This is a genomic window from Pantoea sp. PA1 (assembly GCF_056856975.1).
Window position 1 is genome coordinate 203,103 of record NZ_JBXGEE010000003.1, and the last position, 24,162, is coordinate 227,264.

Below are 24,162 nucleotides of genomic sequence, written 5' to 3' on the forward strand. Positions count from 1 at the left end.
CATCATCGAATGACGCAGGGCGCAGATAAAGAAACGAATTGGTCAAAGCTTATCTGAAAAAAATAAATGCGGATTGCTGTCAGCTATTCTTACCAGTCGAATCATCCGCCACTCTTTATGATAGCGGTTATAATTGTGCATATTTTGTTCGTAGCTAACAGATAACCCTATCCCGATGGAGTTTCTATGAATAATCTGCATGTTGCTATTATTGGTGCTGGCGCAACCGGCGTGGCCGCATTTATTGCTCTTGTCCGACAGGGGGCCTGCAAACGCATTACACTGCTGGATGCGTCGGGGCCCGCCATCGGGCAGGTTTATGCCAGTCAGCATCCGGAACTCCTCTGTAATACCTCTGTTGAATTAATGTCTCTGTTACCGCCGCACTATCACGATTTACTTCATTACCTGCATGAGCATACAAATAACGAGATTACGCTGGCAGATTTTGTTTCCCGTAAAATCATCGGAGATTATATTCAGGATCGATATACCCGTTATCTCTCCCTGGCTTATCAGCAGGGCATAAGCGTCTCCTTTATCAGGGATGCGGGAAAACAGATTATGCGTCAGCCGGGCGGAGATTATCTGATCGAAACCCGGCAGAGCGGCACCATTGCTGCCGATGCGGTAATCGTCTGCACCGGTTACACGCATCCCGCGATTCCTGAGGCCCTGTCATCCTATCAGGGCGATCCTCTGTTTTTTGCTTCACCCTATCCGGAAAAACTGATGCTGGAAAAGATCCGGCCAAATAGTCATGTCCTCATCGTGGGAACACGGCTCTCCGCGATAGATGCGGCATTAGTTCTTTGCCGACAGGGGTGCCGGGTCAGCCTGGTTTCTCCCTCCGGCGACCTGCCGGCGGTGCGCTCTGCCGTCATGCTCAGACCCATCCAGGCTTCGCGACTCGCCTGGCTTACAGACAGCGCGGTAATCAGTGAACAGGTCAGGCCGGACATCAGAAAATGGGTGATCCGGCTGCTGGCTCACGCCTCGGCGACCTCCCTCAGAGAGCAGTTTGTCGCAGAGGCGGAGAGTATCCAGCGACTGCGGGAAGAGAGTGAACTGGCGCGTCAGGACAAAACGGAATGGCAGTACAGGATTGTCGGAATGATTAACGCGATCAATCAGCATTCGCACACACTCCCCGAGGCGGTTAAGCACTCCCTGAGCGCCTTTCTGCGGGCAACGGGACGCTATATCAGCGCGATGCCCTTAAAGAATGCCGAAAAATTGCTTAGTTATGTTGATAGCGGGTTATTAAGCGTTGAAAAGCTGAGGGCTGACTCTCTGCAGAAATCAGATTCGGGCTGGACCCTCAGCAACCTGCAGGGCGAAATCACACACTTTGACGCCCTTGTCTGTGCTACCGGCTACGCACCGCCCAGACATTCGATGACCCATAATGGGCTGATCCTCGCGGATGCGCGTGACGCTTCAGCCGCACCGCCCCGGCTGAATAACCATTTACAGCTGCACCTGGCCCACAGCGTGTCGCCTGAATCTGTCTGGCTGGCAGGCATATCAACGCATCTGTCCGTCCCGGTGGTGAATGCGCTGTTTGTCGCGGTCGAACAGGTGAACAGAATTGCACAACAAATCAAAAGATTATAAGGATTGAGTGACTGCGTTGTGATGAGGTCAGAGCAAGAGGCCTGCGTCCGGCCCCTTACCCTGACGAGACGCTACTCAGTACAGAGTGCCTGCTGGCGACACTGACTTTCGCGCAGAAACGCACTCACCAGAACGAGCCACAGCAGACCGCAGGTCAGATTCACCAGGCTAAAGCCGCCGGTGCCGAAGCTGAAATAAGCCGTTTTCGCGGCTTCAATGCCCAGCGCAATAATCAGGATGCTCACCATGCCCAGCAGTGCCGCGACGCTGCCTTTTCCGGCGCTGCTGGAAAAGAGCGTCATACGGTAAAGTCCGGCGTTAATCAGCCCGGTGCCGAAGCCGTAGAGACTCATTCCGGCAGTGAGCCACAGATAGCTTTGCGGATTCAGCAGGGTGGCGATCACCGCAACGGTCAGTCCGCAGACCACTGGCCAGGCACCCAGCTTTACCGGCTGTTCAATCGGCAGACGGCTGGATAAACGGCCCAGCGTCAGGTTGCCCGCAATCATCGCGGCAAAGACCGGCAGCTGAAGCAGGGCATAGTCGATGCGGCTCAGTTGCGCGCCGTGGATCAGGATGACGGGTGAAAGCGCCACCCACGCAATGCAGGGGACGCTGACCAGTCCGATAGCCAGTGAACCGCGCATCACCTGACGATCCTTCAGCAACGCCGCGTAACCGCTGATAATCGATCGCAGCGACAGCGCTTTTTGACGATCGCCCGCCGTTTCAGGCATGGCATACCAGAGCCCGGCCAGCGCCAGCGCCGCAACAGCGCCAATCAGCCAGAAAAGCGTGCGCCATTCTCCCACGGTCAGAAACGCCGCGCCCGCCAGCGGCCCGGCCAGCGGAGCCAGCAGGGCGACGTTGGCCATCAGCGCCATCATTTTGATGCTGAGCGACTCGGTGAACGCCTCCTGGATCGCCGCATAACCCACTGCACCGATGAAACAGAGGCTGATCCCCTGCAGGAAGCGCAGCAGAACGAACTGCTCAATGCTTTGTACCCAGTGCGTTGCGATGCAGGAGAGCATAAAGAAGGTCACGCCACCGATCAGCACCGGACGCCGTCCGATGCGGTCCGAGAGCGGGCCAAGCAGCCACTGCAGCAGGATGCCACCGGCCAGGTAAGCAGTCAGGGAGGTGGAGACCCACTCCGGCCCCACCTTAAACTCCTGAGTCACCAGCAGCATCCCGGGCTGGATCATGTCATGGGCGATATAGGTCGCAAACTCAAACAGCACCAGCGACAGGGGAAAGATCAGATGCCGCCGGGTCAGCTTTGCGACCGGAATAAAAGAAGACATTACAGATTCCTGCGATAACTCATTAAAAAAAAGGCGGCCACCCAGGTGACCGCCTGACCATTACGTGACAGGGTAACGCTTAGCGCCAGCGCGCGATCGGATTGACCAGGGTGCCGGCAAATTTCAGGTTCTCCGCCGGGTCGGTGAGGTTGATCATCTGCTGGTTGTTGGCCAGCTGCAGACGGTTCAGGCAGGAGCGGGTGAACTCTGGCGCAAACATGTCATAGCGCGCAAACTTCGTCGCCAGCTGCGGGTGCGCCTGCTGATAATCCTTCACGCATTCCGCTACTGACTGCCAGAACTGCTCCTCAGGCAGTGTGCCTGACTGGTCGAGGATCGCGCTGATAAAGCGGAAAATGCAGTCAAAGACGTCAGTAAAGATCGACAGCAGTTTAAGCTCCTCCGGCACATCCACCGCCAGTCGCTGCACACCCTCCGGCAGCACGGCATCCGGGTTCATCACCGCGATCTCCTCGCCGATATCCTTCATATAGGCGCTGACCGGTACGTTGTTCTCCAGCAGCATAATCAGGTTTTCACCGTGCGGCATAAACACCAGGTCATGCTGATAGAAGCAGTGCAGCAGCGGACTGAGGTAGCAGGTCAGATAGCGATCAATCCACTGCTTCGCGGGTAAACCGGAATCGGCAATCAGCGCGGGCAGCACCGCCTGCTGATGGTAATCGACGTGCAGGAACGAGGCCATGGTCATCAGACGCTGACCGGGTTGCAGGCTGGCCGCCGGATTATCCCGCCACAGGGCGGCAAACATCTTCTTGTAAGCGGAGTCGCCTTTAATCGCCTGCTCGTAATAGCGGTTGTGATAGCCGACCGAAGCAACTTCGCGCAGGATGCGGAAATCGCACTTCTTCAGCCAGGCATCGCCTGTCACCAGCTGCTCCAGCCAGCCGTTGATGGCCGGTGTGGTCGCCATGTAGTAGGGCGACAGACCGCGCATAAAGCCCATGTTCAGCACCGAAAGCGCGGTTTTCACGTAGCGCTTTTCCGGCTGACTGCGGTTAAAGAAGGTGCGGATGGACTGCTGCGCCTGATAGGCGTCGTCGCCCGTGCCGAGCCAGACAATATCGTGATTCGCGATGTCCGCGGCGAAAACCGTCAGCAGTTTGTTCTGCCACTGCCACGGGTGCACCGGCATCAGGATATACTCCTCAACCGCCAGCCCTTTTTGCTCCAGCTGCGCATTAAACTGCTCAACGGTGTTCTGGCCCAGCTCATCACGCAGCAGCTGCTCGTAACTCAGCTCGCTCAGGCTGGCGAAATGGGCATTGCGGCGGTGGACCGCGACCCAGATAAGGTGAACCGGCGCGGCGGCTTCGGGTGCATAGGCCAGGTAGTCCTGCGCATCAAAGCCGATGCGGCCGTTGTTCGCGACAAAGCAGGGATGACCTTCGGTCATGGCCGCTTCAACGGTCTGGAAATCCGCGGAGACCAGCGCCTTACTGTCCGGATTGTGCTTCTGCAGCTTATAGACAGCGCTGCAGAGTGTGCTGCTGATCTCTTCCATGTAGGTAGCCAGCAGCGCCTGGGGAATGCCGATCTCTCCGTTGAACTCCACGATAAACTTCAGCGCATCCAGCGGCAGATCATGGCCATTCTCCTGCTTGCGCAGCGAACCCGCGTCAATCTCCCAGTGATCCAGCGCCAGCCGTGCCGCGCGGAAATGGTAGCTCGCCTCGCCACCCGGTACCGCCAGCTGATAGCTGCCGTTGCCGGATTCCTGCGGCGCGATGATTTTTTCATGCGCAAACTCGGCAATCGCTTTGCGGATCAGCATGCGGTTTGCCTGCGCCCAGTGGTCGCCCGTCAGATGCGTGCCGTTCATCAGTGAAGAGGGGGTGGTCATAGTCTGCGACTCCTGCAGTAACGCGTGTTGATAATCTTCCCGCTGGCAGAAGGCCAGCCAGGCGGTTTTATGGCCCAGGTCGAGGGTGTGCTGATAGCGGAAACCGGCACGCCTGTTCAGAACGTGGATCTTCTCGTTGCGCACGTCCGGCTCGACCACCACGCGGTTCACTTCGGGACGGCTGAACATATAGTCCATCACCAGCGAAAAGACCTGCCAGCTGAAGGCGCGGATCGGCTTGCTGGCCGGGGCAATCAGGATGTGCATGCCGTAGTCATCGGGCGCAGCCGGGTAGAATTTTCCAATCTCATCATCACAGGCGCGATAGCACTCAATCAGACAGATCGGCTCATCGTTGCAGCAGCCAATCAGTGCCGCTTTGGGATCCTGTGCCGTCAGTGTCTGATAGAACGCCGCGACCTGCTCCAGGCTCTGCTGCTGCATGCCCCAGAAGCGCGCATAGTCGCGGGTGACCCAGCTGTGGATGAGCGGCGCATCGCTGGCCTGCATCGGCCGGAGGGTGAACAGACCCGCGGGACGGCGGGCGCTGAACAGAATAGATGAACTCATTTCAGCGCTCCGTTTTAGCCGGGAAGGTCTGGAAGGCGATCTGACGCTCGATCGGGTAAACCTCGCGTCCGGTCAGTTCGCGCAGCAGCACCGAGTTGCGGTAGCAGGCCATCCCCAGATCCGGGGTGACAAAGCCGTGGGTGTGTAGCTCGGCGTTTTGGACAAAGACCTGATTGTGATGGTCAATGCTGTAGTTACGCTGCACGTCGTAACGGCCTTTCTCATCCCAGCGCAGACGCGCGGTGATCCCCTCCAGAAACATCGGTGGCCGATAGTGATAGCCGGTTGCCATCACCAGCCCTTCGGTGCGGCGGGTAAAGGTGCAGTCCTGCTCCTCCTGATGCAGCGTCAGCTCAAATTCCCCCTCCGGCAGCCAGCGCATCGCGGTCAGGGCCGAGTGGGTGAAGAGATTGACGTTCAGATCGCCATCGAGCTGTTTAACGTACATCAGATCGTAAATGTCATTAATCAGGCTGCTGTTGATCCCCTTGTAGAGGTTCTTATGCCGGGCATTGAGTTCGTCGCGGGTGCTGGCAGGCAGGGCGTGGAAGTAGTCCACCCACTCCGGCGAGGTCATTTCCAGCGTCAGCTTGGTGTACTCCAGCGGGTAAAAGCGCGGCGCACGGGTGATCCAGTTGAGCTGATAACCAAAGCGATCGATATCGGTCAGCAGGTCATAGTAGATCTCCGCTGCACTCTGACCGCTGCCCAGCACGGTAATCGACCGCTTCTGCTGCAATGCGGCTTTGTTCGCCAGATAGTGACTGGAGTGGGTCAGGCGCTGACGATGCGGCTGACTGCATTCCGGCATCCAGGCCACCGGGCCGGTGCCGAGAATCAGATGACGCGCCTGATAACGCTGTTTCTCGCCGCTGCGGGTCTCCCTGACCTCCAGCTGATAGAGGCCAGAGGCCTCATCGTAGCTGACATACTCGACGTGGCTGTTCCAGCGCAGATTCGACAGCTTTGAGCTGGCCCACTGGCAATACTGGTTGTACTCCTTGCGCATCAGGAAGAAGTCTTCCCGGATGTAGAACGAGTAGAGTTTCCCCTTCTCCTTCATGTAATTAAGCAGGCTGTACGGGCTGGTCGGATCGGCCAGCGTCACCAGGTCAGCCATGAACGGGGTCTGCAGATGGGCGCTTTCCAGCATCATGCCGGTGTGCCAGTCAAATCCCGGATTCTCATCCAGGAAAAGACCGTTCAGCCCCTCAACCGGCTCACTCAGGCAGGCGAGACTCAGGTTGAAAGGGCCGATGCCGATGCCAATAAAATCGTAAACAGGACTCTTCATTTTTCACATCTCTCCCTGGTTCGCCGCGCGCAGCGCAGACGCCCGGACATGCTCGCGGCCATAGTGCGCAATCAGGCTCAGCACATCTTCGAGGTCGGCAGGGGTCGTGGTCGGATTTAGCAGGGTAAATTTCAGGTACTGACGGCCGTCGACTTTGGTGCCGGCAATCACAGCATTTCCGGAGCGGAACAGCGCTTTGCGGATTGCGGCGTTGATTTCGTCAATCTGCGCATCACTGGCGTGTTTGCCCGGCACGTAGCGGAAAATCTGGGTGGTCAGCTCCGGGGCGTGCAGCACTTCGATAGACGGGTGATCGCTCAGCAGTTGATGCGCGGTCTGCGTCAGCGCGATCAGGGTATCGAAGGCCTCACCCAGCGCCGCCGGCCCCATGACGCGCAGCGTCAGCCACATTTTCAGGGCATCAAAACGGCGGGTGGTCTGAATGCTCTTGTTAACCAGATTCGGCGTCCCTTCCTGCTGGGCGCTGAGCGGATTCAGGTAGTCGGCATGGTGGGTGACATGCTTCAGGTTCTGGCTATCCCGGACGAAGAAGGCCCCGCAGCTGACGGTCTGGAAGAAGGATTTGTGATAATCGACGGTGACGGAATCCGCCCGCTCAATGCCGTTCAGACGTGAGCGATGCTGCTCAGAGACCAGCAGCCCGCAGCCATAGGCGGCGTCAACGTGCATCCATAAACCGTAATCGTCACAGAGACGGGCGATTTCCGGCAGCGGATCGATGCTGCCAAAATCGGTGGTGCCGCTGGTGGCGACAACCGCAATCGGGATCAGCCCTTCGCTGCGGCAGCGTTCAATCTCCTGCGCCAGCAGGGCCGGGTCCATGCGGAACTGCTCGTCGTGATCGATAGCGATCACCGCATCGTAACCCAGCCCCAGGATCGCCATCGATTTCTGGATGCTGAAGTGGCTGAGCTTCGACGTAAAGACGCGCCACTTCGGTGCGGTCTCTGGCAGGCCGCGCTGCTTGATCAGGTGACCGGGATGATGCGCCGCGCACCAGCTGTCACGCGCCAGCAGCATCGCCATCAGATTCGACTGGGTGCCACCACTGGTGAAGATCCCGTCTGATCCGGCGGGCAGGCCGATGCGGCCCAGCGTCCAGTCGATCACCTTCTGCTCAATGAGGGTGCCGCCTGCGCTCTGATCCCAGGTGTCCACTGAGCTGTTCACCGCCGCCATGATCTGTTCAGCCATCAGCGAAGGCAGCACTACAGGGCAGTTGAGGTGCGCCAGATATTTCGGGTGATGGAACCAGACGGCGTCACGCAGATAGAGCTGACTCAGCTCCGCCAGAGCGTCATCGTTGTTACCCAGAGGACGGTCAAGATCGACATCGCTGAATTCCGCCGCCAGTTCATGAGGCAGGATGCCGCTGAACGGCTTCTCAACACCGGTGACGGTGCGGGTCATCAGCGCCAGCACCTCCTGCGTCTGCTGCGACCAGGCAGCCAGTTGCCGATCGTTGAAAATCGCCGTTTCGGCCGTGCAGGCAGTGGAGGCCGGTTCGAAGTCCTGTGCCGATTGAATAGATGAGCGTAAAAGCATGTTCAGTTCCTGTGCGTTAAAACCATAACCCTGCCGACCTGAATCAGCAGCGTGGGATATCCGCTCAAAACTCCAGTAAACATAAAAATGACTAACCAGATAAAAGCCCTGACAATCCTGGGGACCAGGGTTTTCATCCTGAAACAGGTAAATACCGCATATTTTTTGTGGATTAGGCCGCGTTTATCGCGTTGTTATATGCGGATGAGAGTGTAAATGTTAATCATTATCATTCAAATGTTTTGTTGTTAAATTTTATTTATTAGCGCATCTAATGTTGAAAGTGTGACTCAGATCACTTTTCTGAATCGGAATAGTCCTTTTTTTGCGGCTTTCAGGGCCAGCAGAAGGCAGTGAAACAGGCAAAATAGCGGCTGCAGGCGGAGCAGAAGAGACCGGAGAGGGGTTGAAAAAGGGGCGTCTGACGGGTCTGAGAAGGGCGGCACTCACCTGAAAAGGAACAACCAGAAAGTCACGCTTGCCCTTTCTGGTTGGGATCAAAAATGGAAACTAACCGGCATCGGTTTCGGCAGGCATTTTCTTTCTGGCGGTGAAGTTATAGAGCACTAACAGGGCGAAAATACCGGTAACGATCAGGGTAATGGTGCCCTTATCCATAAAGTGAGCCATGTTGCCCAGCAGAATGCCTGTGACGCCGAAGTCGGTGTCCGAGAAGGTGGTGTTGGTCAGCCCAATCTGTCCAAGCACGGGCAGCAGCGCCACCGGCAGGAAGGTGATTAACAGCCCATGGGCAAAGGCACCGCAAATCGCCCCGCGTTTGCCGCCGGTCGCATTACCAAACACCCCCGCGGTGGCACCGCAGAAGAAGTGAGGAACCACACCTGGCAGAATCAAAACCCAGTGCAGCTGGCCAAGGACAAACAGCCCCACCAGCCCCCCGGCAAAGCTGGAGATGAAGCCAACCAGAACCGCGTTCGGGGCATAGGGGAAGACAATCGGGCAATCCAGCGCCGGGCGGGCTTCCGGCACCAGTTTTTCTGAAAAGCCGGTAAAGGCCGGGACAATTTCAGCCAGGATTAAGCGAACTCCCTGCAGAATGATGAAGACACCTGCGGCAAAGGTAATGGCCTGAATAAACGAGTAAACGAGGTAGTTCTGACCATTGCTGAAGGTGGATTCCACATAGGCTTTACCGGCCGAGATCGACAGGATTAAGTAGATAATCATCATCGTCAGCGAGATGGAGATGGTACTGTCACGCAAAAAACTCAGGTTTTTTGGCATGTTCATCTCTTCGGTCGAGCGCGAGCCTTTTCCCACCAGAGAGCCGATCCAGCCCGACAGGACATAACCGATGGTGCCAGTGTGCGCCAGCGCCACCTGGTCACCGCCAATGATCTTCCGCATATAGGGCTGAGCAATCGCCGGAAACGTGGCCATCAGCATCCCCAGTGCCAGCGAACCGGTATAGATGAGCTGAACGCCTTCAAAACCCGCGACCGATAATATGATCGCGATCATGCAGGCCATATAAAAGGTCACATGCCCTGACAGGTAAATATATTTAAGCCGGGTGAACCTGGCGACGAGGATATTGGCGACCATACCAAAGGCCATAATCATCGTGGTCGGCGCACCATATTTTGCCAGTGCGATAGAGACCATCGCCTCATTATTCGGGATAATGCCCTGAACATTGAACGCATGTTTAAAAATATCGCCAAGCGGCGTCAGGGAACCGACCAGAACGGTCGCGCCACCGGCCAGCACCAGGAAGCCCAGAATCGTTTTTACCGTGCCCTTAATGACATCCGGGAAGGGTTTCTTCTGCGCAACCAGGCCGAAAAATGCCACCAGTCCGACTAATATAGAGGGCACTTTCAGCACGTCGACGACGAACTGCAAAAGATTTTGAGTAAACATATTAACCTCGAGGGTAAGTGTTTATCGGCTTATAACTGTCCGTTTTTCTCAAAATAGTCTCGTATTTTTTGCTCAATCTCTTTCAGGTCAATAATGTTATTAATGATGATGATTTTCTCTTCCGGAAGATTGGCGCTGTAGGCAATATCTTTTGCCATCACAAAAATATCCGCCACGTCGGGCGTTACCGAGCCGAGATCGGAATGTTCAACCTCAGCCTCCACCCCTAATGTCTTCAGCACTTTTTTGATGTTCATTTCCATCATGAAACTGCTGCCCAGACCTGAACCACACACTGCCATCATCTTCATATCCGACCTCATTCTCTGGTGATCAAAATTAACGTGTTAACGGGTAAATCAGACGCCTGACAAAATTGCCAGCAGCGCTTCATGGCTGTCTGCATTAAAGACCTGCGCCATGATGTTCTCATCGGAGAGGACTTCCGCCAGTTGGGAAATCATTTCGATATGGCTGTTACTGTCCGGTGCGGCAAACATAAAAAGCACTTTCACCGGATCGTTCTCTTCAGAATCAAATTTCACCGCCGTTCCTAGCAGCAGCACCGACAGCCCCAGTCCGAGCGCGCCCTGTTCCGGACGAGCGTGAGGCATGGCAATCTGCGGAGCGATAACAAAAAAGGGACCGATCGCCTTCTTTTGCTGGATGATGGCATCAATGTAAGCCTGTGAGATGACGCCTTCGCTGAGCAGAGGACGCCCTGCCAGCACAATCGCTTCCTGCCAGTCAGCCACGCGCTCCACGTACTGAATTCGCTCGCTATTCAACCAATTCGCCAGATGTGACATCGCTGTAATCCTGTCTCTCGTTGCGCGTTCAAAGTTAACGCCACGCAGATGCCGTTTGCGCGTCGCCGCGCTCATCGGCATGGCTGCGTTCGTTAACTCTCCCTGAACCTGTACAGACACTTTCCGGAGATTCGCCCTGACGACTTCCCGCAGTGAGGGGGCCAGCCGGTGGATGAGTGACCCGGCAACACATCTGTACAGGTTAAAGATGTCTAGTCATCCTGATGATGTCCTTCGACGTGTAGGGACACAACCGCTAAAATTAAAATATGGCTACACAGGCTTAACATCTGTGCCAATTTGATAGGTTGGTCACATATTCACCTGACCGGAGTAGTACTTCTCCGGCAATGTCAGGCAGAAAGGGAGTGGCACGGATACAGGGAGTCTCTCCTTCACGCAAATGGGAAGAACGTCGATGGCTGATGGCATGACTGAAAAGCAGAAAGAGGTGGTCGATTACATCCTCACCCGGATTAAAGATGACGGCCTTCAACCCGGTGAAAAGCTGGATACGGAAATAGCCATCGCAAAGTGCCTCGGTATCACCCGCACAACGGTGCGTGAAGCGACCCGAATTCTGGTGGAGCAGCAGCGTATTTATCGGGTGAAGGGATCGGGGATATTTGTGGGTGCGACGGAGATCAGTAGCCAGGCTCACCGATATCACGTGCTTTCCCCGTTTGATTATCAGGCGCAGAGAAACGGACACAAAGGCGTCCGTAAAATTATCTCTGCCAGCATTATCCGGGTGCCATCGGCAGAGATGGCGCAGGCGCTGCGCATTAAAACCAGCGATCCGATCTACAAAATATTACGACTGATGTGCTTCGATGAGACGCCGGTGGCGCTGGAACATATTCATCTGCCGGTGAATATGTTTAACAGCATGGAGTTCAGCAAGCTGGAAGTGTCGAAATATGCCTATATCGAGGAAGTGACCGGAAAAAAAGTGCAGCTGCGCGACCAGCATTTAACGGCCATTAACCTGACGCAGGCTGAGACGCTGGCATTACTGAAATTAGGGGCAGGGGATGCGGTTATCCAGATTAATGAGACGGTTTTTCTCGATGATGGCGTTCCCTGCGAGGTTAATGTGGCGATTATCAACACCCGCTTTTTTCCACTGAAGCAGAACTCTCAGCGCCCCTGAATAAAGCGGGTAATTCAGCGCTTCACATAAGACGATTTTGTGCAATCCTTTGCCACTCTGCACGTTTTATTCACTCTGAACCCGCCCTGATAAGGCGATAACAGGCCCGGCCTCGGGGCTTTCGTCGCTTATTTGTCTTTTATTTCGCCGCGCCCCGCCAATATGACGAATTCAATAAAGCATAAAACAATATGATGTTTTACCAATAATCGCCTGCGCAGCACACTGGTCAGCAACCGGAATCAATAAGGACCAGGTGAATGGCATATCAATTAAGTCTGTTAGACAAAGCGCCCATCCTGCAGGGCGAGACGCCCACTGCGGCGCTTCAGCGCACGCTGCAACTGGCGCAGCGGGCAGAGGCGTGGGGCTATCACCGCTTCTGGCTGGCGGAACATCACAACACTGCACAGCTTGCCAGCCCTTCACCGGAGCTTCTGATCGCCTGGATCATTGCACAGACCCGCCATATCCGGGTCGGATCGGGCGGCGTGATGTTGCAGCACTACAGCCCCTATAAAGTGGCCGAAAACTTCAACCTGCTCGCCTCGCTGGCGCCGGGGCGCATCGATCTCGGCGTCGGGAAAGCGCCAGGCGGATTACCACTCTCCACCCAGGCGCTGCAGCGGGGTATTGATACCGCCAGCAAAGGCAGCTTTGCCGAACAGCTTCAGCTGCTGGATAGCTGGCTGAAACCGGATCAGCCGAAACCGGATGAAGAGGGGCTGGCGGCGACACCGCTGCCTGCGCGTCCGGCTAGCCGTTTTCTGCTTGGGGCCAGCGAAGAGAGCGCTCGGCTGGCTGCCTCGCTGGGCTGGCAGTTTGTCTTTGCGGCGCATCTGAATGGTGACCGCGCGTTGCTTGAGCATGCGCTGAGTACCTACACCCGCCTGAGTCACGGTCAGCGCGCGCTGGTTGCGGTTCAGGTGGTGGTGGCTGACTCGCCCGCCGAAGCTGACCTGCTGGTTGCCTCTCTGCGCCACTATCATGTGGCGGTGAAAGGGGGCCCGGGTGTGAACGTCGCCAGCCTGGAGCAGGCGGAGCGCTTCGTGCGTCAGGGGGGCTATCGCGACTATCAGATTGAACCTCGCACCCCGTCACTGCTGAAAGGCACGGCGGCGCAGGTGCATGCTCAGCTGGACGCCCTGCATCATCACTTTGCTATCGACGAGTTCGTCATCGATACGCCCGTCACCGATCCGGTTGCCCGCCAGCGCTCGCTGGAACTGCTGGCCACCCACCATCTGATTGCGGCCTGATCCCCAGCCAGCGGAGAGTCATCATGTACCCTGAATCACAACTGATTGAATGGCGACGCGAACTGCACACCTGGCCGGAGCTGTCCGGTCAGGAGTTTGCGACGACCGCACGGCTGCGCGACTGGCTGCAGGCCGCAGGCATCCGGCTGCGCGATTACCCGCTGGAAACCGGCGTGGTTGCTGAAATCGGCCAGGGTGAAACGGTGATTGCTCTGCGCGCCGACATTGACGCGCTGCCGATCCATGAGGCGAGCGGGGTGCGTTTTCACTCCCGGCATCCCGGCGTGATGCACGCCTGCGGTCACGACCTGCACAGCGCGGTGATGCTGGGCGCGGCCCTGCAGCTTCACGCTCAGGCCGACACCCTGTCCGGACGGGTGCGCATCCTGTTTCAGCCCGCCGAGGAGATTGCGCGTGGTGCCCGGCAGTTCATCGGGGCGGGCGTGCTGGATGAGGTGCAGGCTATCTTCGGGATGCACAACGAACCTTCGCTGCCGCTTGGTACGTTTGCCACCCGCAGCGGCGCGTTCTACGCCAATGCCGACAAATTCATCATCCGCGTGACCGGCAAAGGTGCGCATGCCGCCTACCCGGAGCAGGGCGTCGACAGCATCGTGACGGCCAGCCAGATTATTCAGGCACTGCAGGGGCTCACCAGCCGCAGTTTTAACGCCTTCGACAGCCTGGTGCTCAGCATCACCCGCATCGACGGCGGCAAAAGCTGGAATGTGTTGCCGGGCGGGGTGGAGTTTGGCGGCACGGCGCGTACGCACGATCTGCAGGTGCGCGCCGACCTGGAGCAGCGGGTGCGTACCCTGGTTGAGCAGTTTGCCGCGGCTAATGGCGCGCAGGCGACCCTGACCTGGCAGCCTGGCCCGCCGGTGCTGATCAACGATCCCCACTGGGCAGAATTCTGCAGCGATGTGGCCCGTCAGGCGGGTTACCGGGTGCAGACCGCCGAACTGCATCTGCTGGGTGAAGACTTTGCTTTTTATCTGCAGCAGGTGCCCGGCGCCTTTGTCAGCATCGGCAGCGCCAGCGAGTTTGGCCTGCATCACGCCAGCTTTACCCCCGACGAGGCGCTGATTGCGCCCGCCGCTGACTACTTCGCTCAACTGGCTCGCCAGGCGCTGCAACATCTCAGTGCGCGATGTCAGGCGTCCCTTCCACTCTGAATAGCTTTTATCTGCTGCCGTAACCGCACGACGGTGCTGAACAGCGTCGTCAGGCACCGCGACGACTAAAAAAGAGAGAACATCATGACCATAAGACAACTTCGGCTGGGCACCATTCTGCATGGCGCCTCAGGCAACATGTCCGCCTGGCGCCATCCGGCGGCCCAGGCCGATGCCAGCATCAGCCTGGATTACGCCAGAAAAATCGCCCGTAAGGCGGAGCAGGGCAAACTCGATTTTCTGTTTGTCGCCGACGGGTTGTTTATCAATGAGAAATCGATTCCCCATTTTCTTAACCGCTTTGAGCCGCTGACGCTGCTCTCGGCGCTGGCCGGTGTCACGGAGCACCTGGGGCTGGTCGGCACCGTCTCCACCTCCTACAGCGAGCCGTTCACCGTGGCGCGTCAGTTCGCCAGCCTCGATCATCTCAGCGGCGGGCGTGCAGGCTGGAACGTGGTGACGTCACCGCTGGAAGGATCGGCAAAAAACTTCTCCCGTCAGCAGCATCCGGAACATGCGCTGCGCTACCGCATTGCCGATGAGTATCTGCAGGTGGTGAAAGGGCTGTGGGATTCGTGGGAGCAGGATGCGTTTGTGCGGGACAAAGCGAGCGGGCAGTTTTTCGATCCGGCGAAGCTGCACACCCTGGATCATCACGGTGACTTCTTCCAGGTGCAGGGACCGCTGAATATCGGCCGCACCCCGCAGGGGCGTCCGATTATCTTCCAGGCGGGCGCATCTGCAGACGGCAAAAAGCTGGCGGCGCGCCATGCCGACGCCATCTTTACCCATCAGCCGACGCGCGAAGAGGCGCAGGCCTTCTATCAGGATGTGAAGCAGCAACTGGTGGCCAATGGCCGTCAGCCGGAAGATCTGCACATCTTTCAGGGTGTCAGCGTGATTGTGGGCGATAACGCCGATGACGTCGAACAGCAGTACCAGACCACTGCGGCGCTGGTTTCGGTGACTGATGCGCTGAACTACCTTGGACGCTTCTTTGACCATCACGACTTTTCTCAGTACCCGCTGGATCAGCCGTTCCCCGATATCGGCGACATCGGACAGAACAGCTTCCGCAGCACCACCGACGAGATCAAACGCAAAGCAAAAGAGCAGGGGCACACCCTGCGTCAGGCGGCACTGGAAGCGGCCACCCCGCGCCCCCTGTTTCACGGCACGCCTGAAGAGGTGGCGGATGGCCTGCAGCTCTGGTTTGAAACCCACGCCACTGACGGCTTTATCATCAATGGCGGCACGCCTGACACCTTTGAACGCTTTGTCGATCGGGTGGTGCCGATTCTGCAGGCACGCGGCCTGACGCGCCGTGACTATCCGGGCACCACCCTGCGCGACAGCTTCGCCCTGAAATCCCCCGTTAATCAGTTCACCTCACAATAAGAGTCCGGATCATGCAAAAACCCTTACGTCTCATCGCTCTGCTTATGCTGGCCGCCAGCAGCCACGCTCTGGCAGAGGGCACCAGCGTCTCCTACAACGGCCAGCGTGTCAGCGTGGAAGCCAATAAAGCGCCGATCAACACCGCGAAAAATGCGGAGGCCATCGCGCAGCTGCCCGCCGGTCACCATTTTGTGGTGCCGGGCGCGTTTACCGTGGCGGTGGCCGCGCTTAACTCTCCGCCGCTTACGGTCTTTTCTGACGACAACAAAACCCTGCTCGGCAGCGAGGTGGATATCGCCCGGCTGGTCGCCGACAGCCTGGGACTGAAGCTGAATGTTGTCCCGACCTCCTGGGAGGACTGGCCGCTCGGCGTCGCCTCGGGCAAGTATGACGCGGCGATTTCGAACATCACCGTGACGAAGCCACGTAAAGAGAAGTTCGACTTCGCAACCTACCGCAAAGACTCGCTGGGCTTTTATGTCCGGACCGGCAGCCCGATTCAGTCGCTGACCAAAGCGGAGGAGATTGCCGGGCTGCGGATCATCGTGGGATCCGGCACCAATCAGGAGGCGATCCTGCTGGCGTGGGATAAAGAGAATCAGGCTAAGGGCCTGAAACCCTTTACGCCGATCTATGCCAAAGATGATGCCGCGCAGACGCTGGCGCTCCAGTCGGGTCGGGCAGACGCCTATTTCGGTCCGAATGTGATCGGGGCCTGGAAGGCGGCTTTGACCGGGAAAACCCGGCTGGTGGGGAGTGTGGATGGGGGTTGGCCAAAAGCGGCTCACATTGCGGTGACGGTGAAAAAAGGCAGCGGTCTGGCCGAACCGATCAGCACGGCGCTGAATGGCGTGATCGGCAATGGCGACTATCAGAAGGTGCTTAACCGCTGGGGCGAGGGCGTTGAACAGATTGGTCATTCTGAAGTTAATCCCGCCGGACTGGGCGATTAAGGAGCTGAGATGAGTGAATTAACGTTTCGCGAGGTGTCACCTGAGGCGCCAGAGCTGCAACCGATCCTGGGCGGCCTGTTCGGTGAATATGCCGCTCGCTATGGCGACTACTTTGCCCGGCTTAAGGAGCAGGAGCTGACAGAGTGGTATCTGCCGCCGCAGGGGCTGTTTATTGTGCTGGAGCGCGACGGCGAGATCATCGCGATGGGTGCCTACAAACCTTATGACCCGCAGACCGCCGAGCTGAAGCGCATCTGGACCCGCAGCGATCTGCGCCGTCAGGGTCTGGCGCTGGTGATTCTGCAGGAGCTGGAGCGTCGGGCCCTGCAGGCGGGCTACCAGCGGCTGTTTCTCACCACCGGCTTCCGTCAGCCTGAGGCCGTCCGGCTCTACACCGGTCACGGTTATCAGCCTCAGTTCGACCTCAGCGGCGATCTGGAGCGTTACGGTCAGCCGCCCCACGACGGGCGACTGCGTTTTATTAAAGTGATTGGCGTGTATAACGTCGCGGAAGCGAGTTAAGGATCGACGATGAGTAAACCTCAGCATCAACAGTTACAGGTGGTGCCGGCCCGTTATCCGGCACGCACCGCTGGCGCAATCGTTGCGCTGTTTATCCTGGCAGGCGTCGTGCAGTCGGTGGCCTTTAATCCGCGCTGGGAGTGGGGGGTGTTTGCACGCTGGTTCTTTGATCCGGTGATCCTGCACGGTCTGGGACAGACGCTGCTGCTCACCCTGCTGGGGACGATCTTCAGCCTGCTGGCTGGCGGTCTGCTGGCTCTGGCGCGCCTCTCCTCCTCCTGGCTGCTGAGCACGCTGGCATGGGGCTACATCTGGCTGTTCCGTTCACTGCCGCTGATCGTCGTGCTGATTATTCTTTACAACTTCTCCTATCTCTATGAAACGCTCTCGATAGGGATTCCGTTTACCGGCCTGTCGTGGGGCGCGTTTCAGACCATCAATGTGCTGGGACAATTTCCGGCCGCGGTCATCGGCCTGACACTGGTGCAGGCGGCCTACAGCGCGGAGATCATTCGCGGCGGTATTCTCGGTGTCGATCAGGGGCAGGTGGAGGCGGCTTCGGCGCTCGGCCTCTCTGCCACGCGCCGCACCTTCCGCATTATTCTGCCGCAGGCGCTGCGCACCATTATTCCGACCACGTTCAACGAGATCATCAGCCTGGCGAAAGGCACGGCGATGGTTTATGTGCTGGCCATGCCGGAGCTCTTTTACACCATTCAGATGATCTATAACCGCAATCAGGAGGTCATCCCGCTGCTGATGGTGGGTGCTGCGTGGTATCTGATTATCACCACCGTGCTCTCCGTCATTCAGTACAACGCAGAACGCTGGATGGCCCGCAGCGTAACGCGTGAACCGCAACCCTCTCGCTGGCGTCAATGGCGCAACCGCGTCTCGCCACTTCAACCGACCGAGGAGATCAGCCATGTCCGAAGCCATTGATTATCGTCTTTCTCACACCAGCGGGGCCATCAGCATCACCGGCGTCAGCAAACGTTTTGGCAAACATAAAGCGCTGGATAATGTCTCGCTCTCCCTGCCGCCTGGCTCGGTCACGGTGATTCTCGGCCCCTCCGGCTCCGGTAAATCCACCCTGCTGCGCACCATCAATCATCTGGAGCGGGTCGATGAAGGCTTTATTCAGATTGATGGCGACTATATCGGCTATCAGCAGCGCGGCAACAAGCTCTATGAGCTGAAGGAGCAGGCGATTCTGCGGCAGCGCATAAACGTCGGCTACGTCTTCCAGAACTTTAACCTGTTCCCGCACCTGAGCGTGCTGGATAACCTGATTGAAGCACCGATTGCGCATCGCCAGCTCTCCCGGCAGGCGGCGATTCAGCGGGCCGGTGAACTGCTGGACATTGTCGGCCTGCGCCACAAAGCCGATGCCTGGCCGCGCCACCTGTCAGGCGGGCAGCAGCAGCGCATCGCTATCGCGCGGGCGCTGATGCTCAATCCCAGGGTGATGCTGTTCGATGAACCCACCTCGGCGCTGGACCCGGAACTGGTCGGCGAAGTGCTCGATGTGATCAAGAAGCTGGCGCGCTCCGGCACCACGCTGGTCATTGTGACGCACGAGATCGGGTTTGCCCGCGAAGTGGCTGACCATGTGGTCTTTATGGTGGATGGCCGGATTGTGGAGCAGGGCACGACCCAGCAGGTGCTCAGCAATCCGCGTCACGAGCGCACCCGTCGCTTCCTGGCGCGCGTCTTATGAGGCGCCTGACGCCCCTGGCGCTGGCTTTCGCGGGGCTGATCCCGGCGCTCTCCATGGCCGCCCCGGAAAAGCCCGACATCCGCCGCAACGAAACGCCCATCCATGCTCCGGCTAATCCGCTGGCGATCGCTAAAATTCCGGTGAACTATCACTTTATCGAGCCGGGTACCCTGACCGTGGCGACCTCAGCCACAAACTCGCCGCCGCTGGCGCTGCTGGCCTCTGACAACGTGACCCGCATCGGCAGCGATCCCGACATCGCCAGGCTGCTGGCTGACAGTCTGGGGTTAAAGCTGAAGCTGGTGCCGGCCTCCTGGGAGGACTGGCCGCTGGGGATCAGCGCCGGACGCTATGATGTGGCGATGTTTAATATTGCCGTCACCGAAGAGCGTAAGAAGAAGTTCGACTTTGCCACCTATCGTGCTGACAACCACGCTTTCGCGGTGAAAAAGGAGAGTCCGATCAGACAGATCAGTGCTCCGGCTGATATTGCCGGGAAGCGCATTATCGTGTCGTCCGGCACCAATCAGGAGCGGATCCTGCTGAGCTGGGATGCGCAGAACCGGGCAAAAGGCCTGCCTGCCGTGACGCCAATCTATCTGACCGATGATGCCTCTGCGACGCTGACGCTGCTGTCGGGACGGGCCGACGCCCTGTTTGGCCCGCACTCCATGGCCGCCTGGAAAGCCGCGTCGCGCGGCCAGACCCGACTGGTAGGCAACGGGCCGTTCCGTGCCTGGGTCGCCGTCACCACCAAAAAGGGCAATGGCCTGGCCCCGGCACTCCAGACTGCGCTGGATGGCACCATCGCGGGCGGCCAGTATCAGCAGGTGCTGGCCCGCTGGGGTGAACAGGATGAGGCCGTCGACCACTCCCTGATAAACCCGCCGGGTATCGTTTACTGACACCGCCAGACCGGTTGCACTGCGCTAACCGGTCTGGTGCACGGCATGCTGATAACCCGATAATTGCACTACACTCTCCGGCGTGACTGTTTTATCCTGCCCCCTCAAACTCATAAAAAATTCTGTTGTGTGGCGGAGTACCAGCCCTGGAAGCCCATGAAAATCAGATTCCTTTCTGCCAATGAGCAAAAGCTGGCGGAGGTGCGCAAGATACTCGAACCTGTCGGAGTCGAAGTGCTGCCCATCGCCCGTCGCATCGAAGAAATACAGACAGAAAACGAGCTTGACCTGGTGCGTGACAAGCTGACCAAGGCTTTCGCGCTGATCGGGCGGCCGCTGTTTGTTGAGCACACCGGCCTCTATCTGGATGGCCTGAATGGGTTGCCCGCGGGTCTGACCCGCATCTTCTGGAATCGCCTCGACGCTGAGCGCTTTACGGCGCTGGTGCAGGGACTCGACAGCCAGGCCGTCACGGCCAAAACGGTGCTGGGTTACTGTGACGGCCGCAAGATGTATCAGTTTTCAGGCGAGCTGCGCGGCACCATCGCGGCAAAACCCGCCGGCACGCGCGGCTTTCAGTGGGACTGCGTCTTTATTCCCGAAGGCTATGAGCAGACCTTTGCCGAAATGGGTGAGCTCAAGAATGAGATCTCCATGCGGCGTATCGCGCTGGATCGCTTCGCCACCTTTTTGAAAACCGCCCGGGGAGTGGCATGAAACCTGAACTCAAACGCGCCTATGATTCCGGCAAACTGATCCTGTTTGCCGGTGCCGGTATCTCACGCAATTTCGGCCTGCCGGAGTGGCATGAGCTGATTGCGCACCTCGCGCATGAACTGGGCTACGATCCTAAAATCTTCAATACTTACGGCACGCATCTGTCGCTGGCGGAGTATTACAAACAGAAAAAAGGCTCGCTGGGTCCGCTGCGCAGCTGGATGGATCGCGAATGGCACCGGCCCGATATTGATGTCCGCTCTTCTGAAATTCACACCATGATTACGCAGGGTAATTTCTCGCGTATCTACACCACTAACTACGATCGCTGGCTGGAAGCGGCGCACGAGGCGCACGGGGTTCCCTATTATAAAGTGGCGAATGCCGCCGATCTGGTGTCGCTGACCGAAGAGAAGCGACACATCATCAAACTTCACGGCGATTTCGACGACGATACCTCCATCGTGCTGGATGAGAGCAGCTATTTTGAGCGTCTCTATTTCGACTCGCCGCTCGACATCAAACTCACCCACGACGTGATGGGCAATTCGGTGCTGTTTGTCGGCTACAGCATCAGTGACTTCAACATTCGCCTGCTCTTTTACCGCCTGACGAAAATGTGGGGCCGCACCGGGCTGGCAACGGCCCGGCCAAAATCGTACCTGTTTACCAACCGCAACAACCCGGTGGCAAAAGAGGTGCTGGGGCAGTGGGGGATCGAAGTGATCGTCTCGGAAGAGGATGATCCGCGTAAAGCGCTGGCACAGTTCCTGGAAGAGTTGCTGGTGTAATGCCCCTATCGCCTGCTCAGAGAGTGGCTGCTTAAAATCAATCAATGCGTGGCGTTATGATCAGAAGTGTTGTGAAGGGTACAGTGTTCGGTTTTACGGGGCTTGTTCTGCTGGCCCTGACAGGGACAGGAACGCTGATCTATCTGAAAACGGGTGACCAGTACTACAGTGAGGAAAACCTTGCGGCGTGCAAACATTACACGGTTGAGCAGGCAAAACAGACCGTGCTGAGTGCCTGGCTGAGACAGCCCAACGACTGGCAAAACTGGCATGAAGCAGCCGAAGTCGCCCGCCAGAAGGGCATACGGTTCATTGACGCAGAGATAAGCGGCCCGGCTGAGCAATGGCTGGTCCCTTTTTATGCAGAACGCGTTACGGGCAGAAAGCAGTACGGCATGCTGGATTGCGGCAAACTCAGCGTTGAGTTCGCGTCAGAGTAGTATACTGAGCAACGCGACGATTCAGGCCATTGGAAACGGCCACCTTTGGCTGGTTGTTGCGATAAAACAGCCCGCTCAAAGCGGGCTGTCAGGTTAAAGGTCTTATCGTTTTATAAACTCTTCGAATTTTTCCTGATTATCTACCAGCCAGGCCGGCATATATTCATAATCAATAGGCCGGATGACCATCTTCCTTGGCCGGTTCCAGATATCTATATTTTTATCAACACAGCGCCGGATGTGATCCGGATTATTGAACTCGGGAAGATTATTTTCTGTATGGGAAATTGTCTCCATCTTCTCGCTGATGCGTGCATCGGTCATTACCCAGGAAAAATGCCAGCCCGCGTTCATGACAATCCGGGTGCGCATTTTAAGAAGTCTCCAGCGCCACCAGCTATCCCGTATTGGGGTGCCTTTACGCTTCACGTTGCGTAACAACTCTGGCTGTCCCTGAAAAAAGCCCTTAAGGTTTTTCATCGTCGTCATTTTCGGCAGGCGACATAAGCGCGCCGAGCCATCATCGTTGAGTACCTGAACATTAAATTTATAGTTAAAAAAGTTCTGATACAGCGTCGTGCACAGATGACGGCGACTGAACTGCGTGAGGGCAGCAGGGTGAGGAATTTCATCAACGTCGGAAATGATGATGATATCGTCGTCCTGAGCATGGCGCAGACCATGCATAATGCTGTTACGCGCAATGGTTTCATTTTCCCACGGATCGGATTCCCCGGCTTTCACCACAGAACTGCCGGACAGGAATTCATGTTGATAAATGGTGGGAACGGAATCATTTATCACATAGATGATCTTTTCGCGAAACGCGGCGAACCGGTCAATATTGAAATTAAGTTTTTCTCGTCGCTTGCCCGTGAAAGTATAGAGAGACTCAACGATGACAAAGCGGTCAACATGCTCATAAAGTGTATTTAAACGCAGCTCAAGAAGCATATCTTCATCGTAGTACAGGAAACAATCGTAAATCATTGGCGAACTAATCCTTTTGCCATCATCATCAATTTTATTTTTTGCGGATTGTACCTGCTGTTTTACGCTTTCCATACACTTTCCAGCGTTTTTACTGCCACCCTCCTGACAGAATCTTTCCGCCCTCTCCAGAAGCTGCGTCAGACAGGGGAATCTGACCCCATCGCCGGATTAACGTCCTGATCGAAGAAAAGCCTGCGCGATGATAAGGTTCAATTGCACATCTCCGATAAACTCCATTCTCTGCTGGCAAAGCGAACTGAGCATGATATACTGTATGCATACACAGTACCTGAGGGCGAAAAGATGGCTGTTGAAACAAAATTTGTAGTAGTCAGAAAGGGTGAAGAGAAGATGACGTTTGCCAATAAGAAAGAGGCCGATGCCTACGACAAAATGCTCGATATGGCCGAAGCCTTCACCGACTGGCTGTTACAGCATCAGCCCGCGATGGACGAAGCACAGGCGGAAACGCTGGGCCTGCTGATTGCTGAGCAGAAAGAGTCGGTACAGCATATCCTTCGCACCAGCAAACTGCCGGAGGCGACGACCCACGCTTCCCGCTCAGACGATGCTGACAACCAGGCTGATGAGCCTGCGGCGAAGAAAGTGCGCGCAGTAAAAGCGGCCTAATCTTCACCTCAACGCCGGAAGCGAACCTTCCGGCGTTGCTGTTTCTGACTTAAGATTCTCTTCCCGTCTCATCCGTATTAGCTCATTAAATGAGCCCCATCGTTCATCGTTATTCCTGAGCACCCTGATTCTGACAGAACAGGCGGGGGGTAATGCACATTAAAATTCTTTTCTGAAAAATATAAGCTCATCAAAATTCTTTGCCCGCACTCTCCCTCTGCCTTTCTGTGCGACCCATCAGTGATGACGGTCGGGCTCAGACAGGGTCAGCATGCCTGTTCCGCCTCTATCAATCTCTCCTGGCAGTAAATAAGGCATCCTGAAACAGAGTAAATCCTGCTTAAGTCGGGAAAAAAATGTGAAACCCTTTCCCAGTCATTGACCAGGAAGATGCTACTGAATTTTTTAATTCTTTTATGAACCTGTACGTTAAAAACGCGCTTTCCAAAAAAATTATCATGTTGGACTTTTTTTTAATTAACATCTACCGCCTGTTATGTATAGAAATCATAAAAACGGAGAGGAGGTTCGATTTTGATTATACTTGTGAATAAAAAAACCAGAAGCCTGTTTTGTAAAGGAAAGGTAATTTCCC

At 56.7% G+C, this 24,162-nt stretch carries 22 protein-coding genes; 14 read left to right on the forward strand and 8 right to left on the reverse strand.

The features are described from left to right. Positions 1–186 precede the first annotated feature (186 nt). A complete protein-coding gene (locus AC1V0D_RS14460; RefSeq protein WP_482907644.1) occupies positions 187–1,617 on the forward strand; it encodes an FAD/NAD(P)-binding protein in 1,431 nt (476 codons plus the stop codon). Between the two features lie 71 nt (positions 1,618–1,688). Here AC1V0D_RS14460 and AC1V0D_RS14465 read toward each other — a convergent pair whose 3' ends face one another. The 7 genes from AC1V0D_RS14465 to AC1V0D_RS14495 form a co-directional block, all read right to left on the reverse strand. Then, complete coding sequence (locus AC1V0D_RS14465) at positions 1,689–2,924, reverse strand: MdfA family multidrug efflux MFS transporter (RefSeq protein ID WP_482907645.1); 1,236 nt, start codon at positions 2,922–2,924, stop codon at positions 1,689–1,691. 79 nt (positions 2,925–3,003) lie between these two features. Continuing rightward, positions 3,004–5,358 carry a GNAT family N-acetyltransferase gene (locus tag AC1V0D_RS14470; protein ID WP_482907646.1) on the reverse strand — a complete coding sequence of 785 codons (2,355 nt, stop codon included), beginning with the start codon at positions 5,356–5,358 and terminating at the stop codon, positions 3,004–3,006. Between the two features lies 1 nt (position 5,359). After that, a complete protein-coding gene (locus AC1V0D_RS14475) occupies positions 5,360–6,652 on the reverse strand; it encodes a lysine N(6)-hydroxylase/L-ornithine N(5)-oxygenase family protein (protein ID WP_046102688.1) in 1,293 nt (430 codons plus the stop codon). Between the two features lie 3 nt (positions 6,653–6,655). Beyond that, positions 6,656–8,218 (reverse strand): pyridoxal phosphate-dependent decarboxylase family protein, encoded by a 1,563-nt coding sequence (locus AC1V0D_RS14480; protein WP_482907647.1) that lies wholly within the window; start codon positions 8,216–8,218, stop codon positions 6,656–6,658. A gap of 510 nt (positions 8,219–8,728) precedes the next feature. After that, positions 8,729–10,102 (reverse strand): PTS ascorbate transporter subunit IIC, encoded by a 1,374-nt coding sequence (locus AC1V0D_RS14485; protein ID WP_482907648.1) that lies wholly within the window; start codon positions 10,100–10,102, stop codon positions 8,729–8,731. Positions 10,103–10,131: 29 nt separating this feature from the next. Beyond that, a complete protein-coding gene (locus AC1V0D_RS14490; protein WP_009092933.1) occupies positions 10,132–10,413 on the reverse strand; it encodes a PTS sugar transporter subunit IIB in 282 nt (93 codons plus the stop codon). 48 nt (positions 10,414–10,461) lie between these two features. Continuing rightward, positions 10,462–10,911, reverse strand: a complete 450-nt coding sequence (locus tag AC1V0D_RS14495) for a PTS sugar transporter subunit IIA (protein WP_111208746.1) — start codon at positions 10,909–10,911, stop codon at positions 10,462–10,464. A gap of 418 nt (positions 10,912–11,329) precedes the next feature. Here AC1V0D_RS14495 and AC1V0D_RS14500 point away from each other — a divergent pair, with 418 nt between their 5' ends. The 12 genes from AC1V0D_RS14500 to AC1V0D_RS14555 all read left to right on the forward strand — a co-directional run bounded on the left by AC1V0D_RS14500 (position 11,330) and on the right by AC1V0D_RS14555 (position 21,944). Then, a complete protein-coding gene (locus tag AC1V0D_RS14500; RefSeq protein WP_009092935.1) occupies positions 11,330–12,064 on the forward strand; it encodes a GntR family transcriptional regulator in 735 nt (244 codons plus the stop codon). Positions 12,065–12,324: 260 nt separating this feature from the next. Then, positions 12,325–13,323: an MsnO8 family LLM class oxidoreductase gene (locus AC1V0D_RS14505; protein WP_482907649.1), complete on the forward strand. Its 999-nt coding sequence runs from the start codon at positions 12,325–12,327 to the stop codon at positions 13,321–13,323. A 23-nt stretch (positions 13,324–13,346) separates the two neighbouring features. Continuing rightward, the gene (locus tag AC1V0D_RS14510) at positions 13,347–14,498 is read left to right on the forward strand and encodes an amidohydrolase (protein ID WP_482907650.1); all 1,152 of its coding nucleotides are present in this window, start codon (positions 13,347–13,349) and stop codon (positions 14,496–14,498) included. An 84-nt stretch (positions 14,499–14,582) separates the two neighbouring features. After that, entirely contained in the window at positions 14,583–15,896 is a 1,314-nt protein-coding gene (locus tag AC1V0D_RS14515) for an LLM class flavin-dependent oxidoreductase (protein ID WP_482907651.1), read from the forward strand. A gap of 11 nt (positions 15,897–15,907) precedes the next feature. Beyond that, positions 15,908–16,849: an ABC transporter substrate-binding protein gene (locus tag AC1V0D_RS14520; RefSeq protein WP_058958193.1), complete on the forward strand. Its 942-nt coding sequence runs from the start codon at positions 15,908–15,910 to the stop codon at positions 16,847–16,849. A 9-nt stretch (positions 16,850–16,858) separates the two neighbouring features. Continuing rightward, a complete protein-coding gene (locus tag AC1V0D_RS14525; protein WP_058958192.1) occupies positions 16,859–17,371 on the forward strand; it encodes a GNAT family N-acetyltransferase in 513 nt (170 codons plus the stop codon). Positions 17,372–17,380: 9 nt separating this feature from the next. Beyond that, complete coding sequence (locus tag AC1V0D_RS14530) at positions 17,381–18,313, forward strand: amino acid ABC transporter permease (RefSeq protein ID WP_046102680.1); 933 nt, start codon at positions 17,381–17,383, stop codon at positions 18,311–18,313. Then, the gene (locus tag AC1V0D_RS14535; RefSeq protein ID WP_009092943.1) at positions 18,297–19,091 is read left to right on the forward strand and encodes an amino acid ABC transporter ATP-binding protein; all 795 of its coding nucleotides are present in this window, start codon (positions 18,297–18,299) and stop codon (positions 19,089–19,091) included. The genes AC1V0D_RS14530 and AC1V0D_RS14535 overlap by 17 nt, the downstream gene beginning before the upstream one ends. A 53-nt stretch (positions 19,092–19,144) precedes the next feature. Next, positions 19,145–19,996 (forward strand): ABC transporter substrate-binding protein, encoded by an 852-nt coding sequence (locus AC1V0D_RS14540; RefSeq protein WP_482907734.1) that lies wholly within the window; start codon positions 19,145–19,147, stop codon positions 19,994–19,996. 156 nt (positions 19,997–20,152) lie between these two features. Continuing rightward, a complete protein-coding gene (locus AC1V0D_RS14545; RefSeq protein ID WP_009092945.1) occupies positions 20,153–20,713 on the forward strand; it encodes a non-canonical purine NTP pyrophosphatase in 561 nt (186 codons plus the stop codon). Then, positions 20,710–21,504, forward strand: a complete 795-nt coding sequence (locus AC1V0D_RS14550) for an SIR2 family protein (RefSeq protein WP_140923419.1) — start codon at positions 20,710–20,712, stop codon at positions 21,502–21,504. The genes AC1V0D_RS14545 and AC1V0D_RS14550 overlap by 4 nt, the downstream gene beginning before the upstream one ends. A 56-nt stretch (positions 21,505–21,560) precedes the next feature. After that, the gene (locus AC1V0D_RS14555; protein ID WP_482907652.1) at positions 21,561–21,944 is read left to right on the forward strand and encodes a hypothetical protein; all 384 of its coding nucleotides are present in this window, start codon (positions 21,561–21,563) and stop codon (positions 21,942–21,944) included. 102 nt (positions 21,945–22,046) lie between these two features. Here AC1V0D_RS14555 and AC1V0D_RS14560 read toward each other — a convergent pair whose 3' ends face one another. Further along, a complete protein-coding gene (locus tag AC1V0D_RS14560) occupies positions 22,047–23,009 on the reverse strand; it encodes a glycosyltransferase family 17 protein (RefSeq protein WP_111208740.1) in 963 nt (320 codons plus the stop codon). Between the two features lie 231 nt (positions 23,010–23,240). Between AC1V0D_RS14560 and AC1V0D_RS14565 the strand changes: the two genes are divergently transcribed. Next, positions 23,241–23,567, forward strand: a complete 327-nt coding sequence (locus AC1V0D_RS14565) for a YebG family protein (RefSeq protein WP_046102677.1) — start codon at positions 23,241–23,243, stop codon at positions 23,565–23,567. Positions 23,568–24,162: the final 595 nt, after the last annotated feature.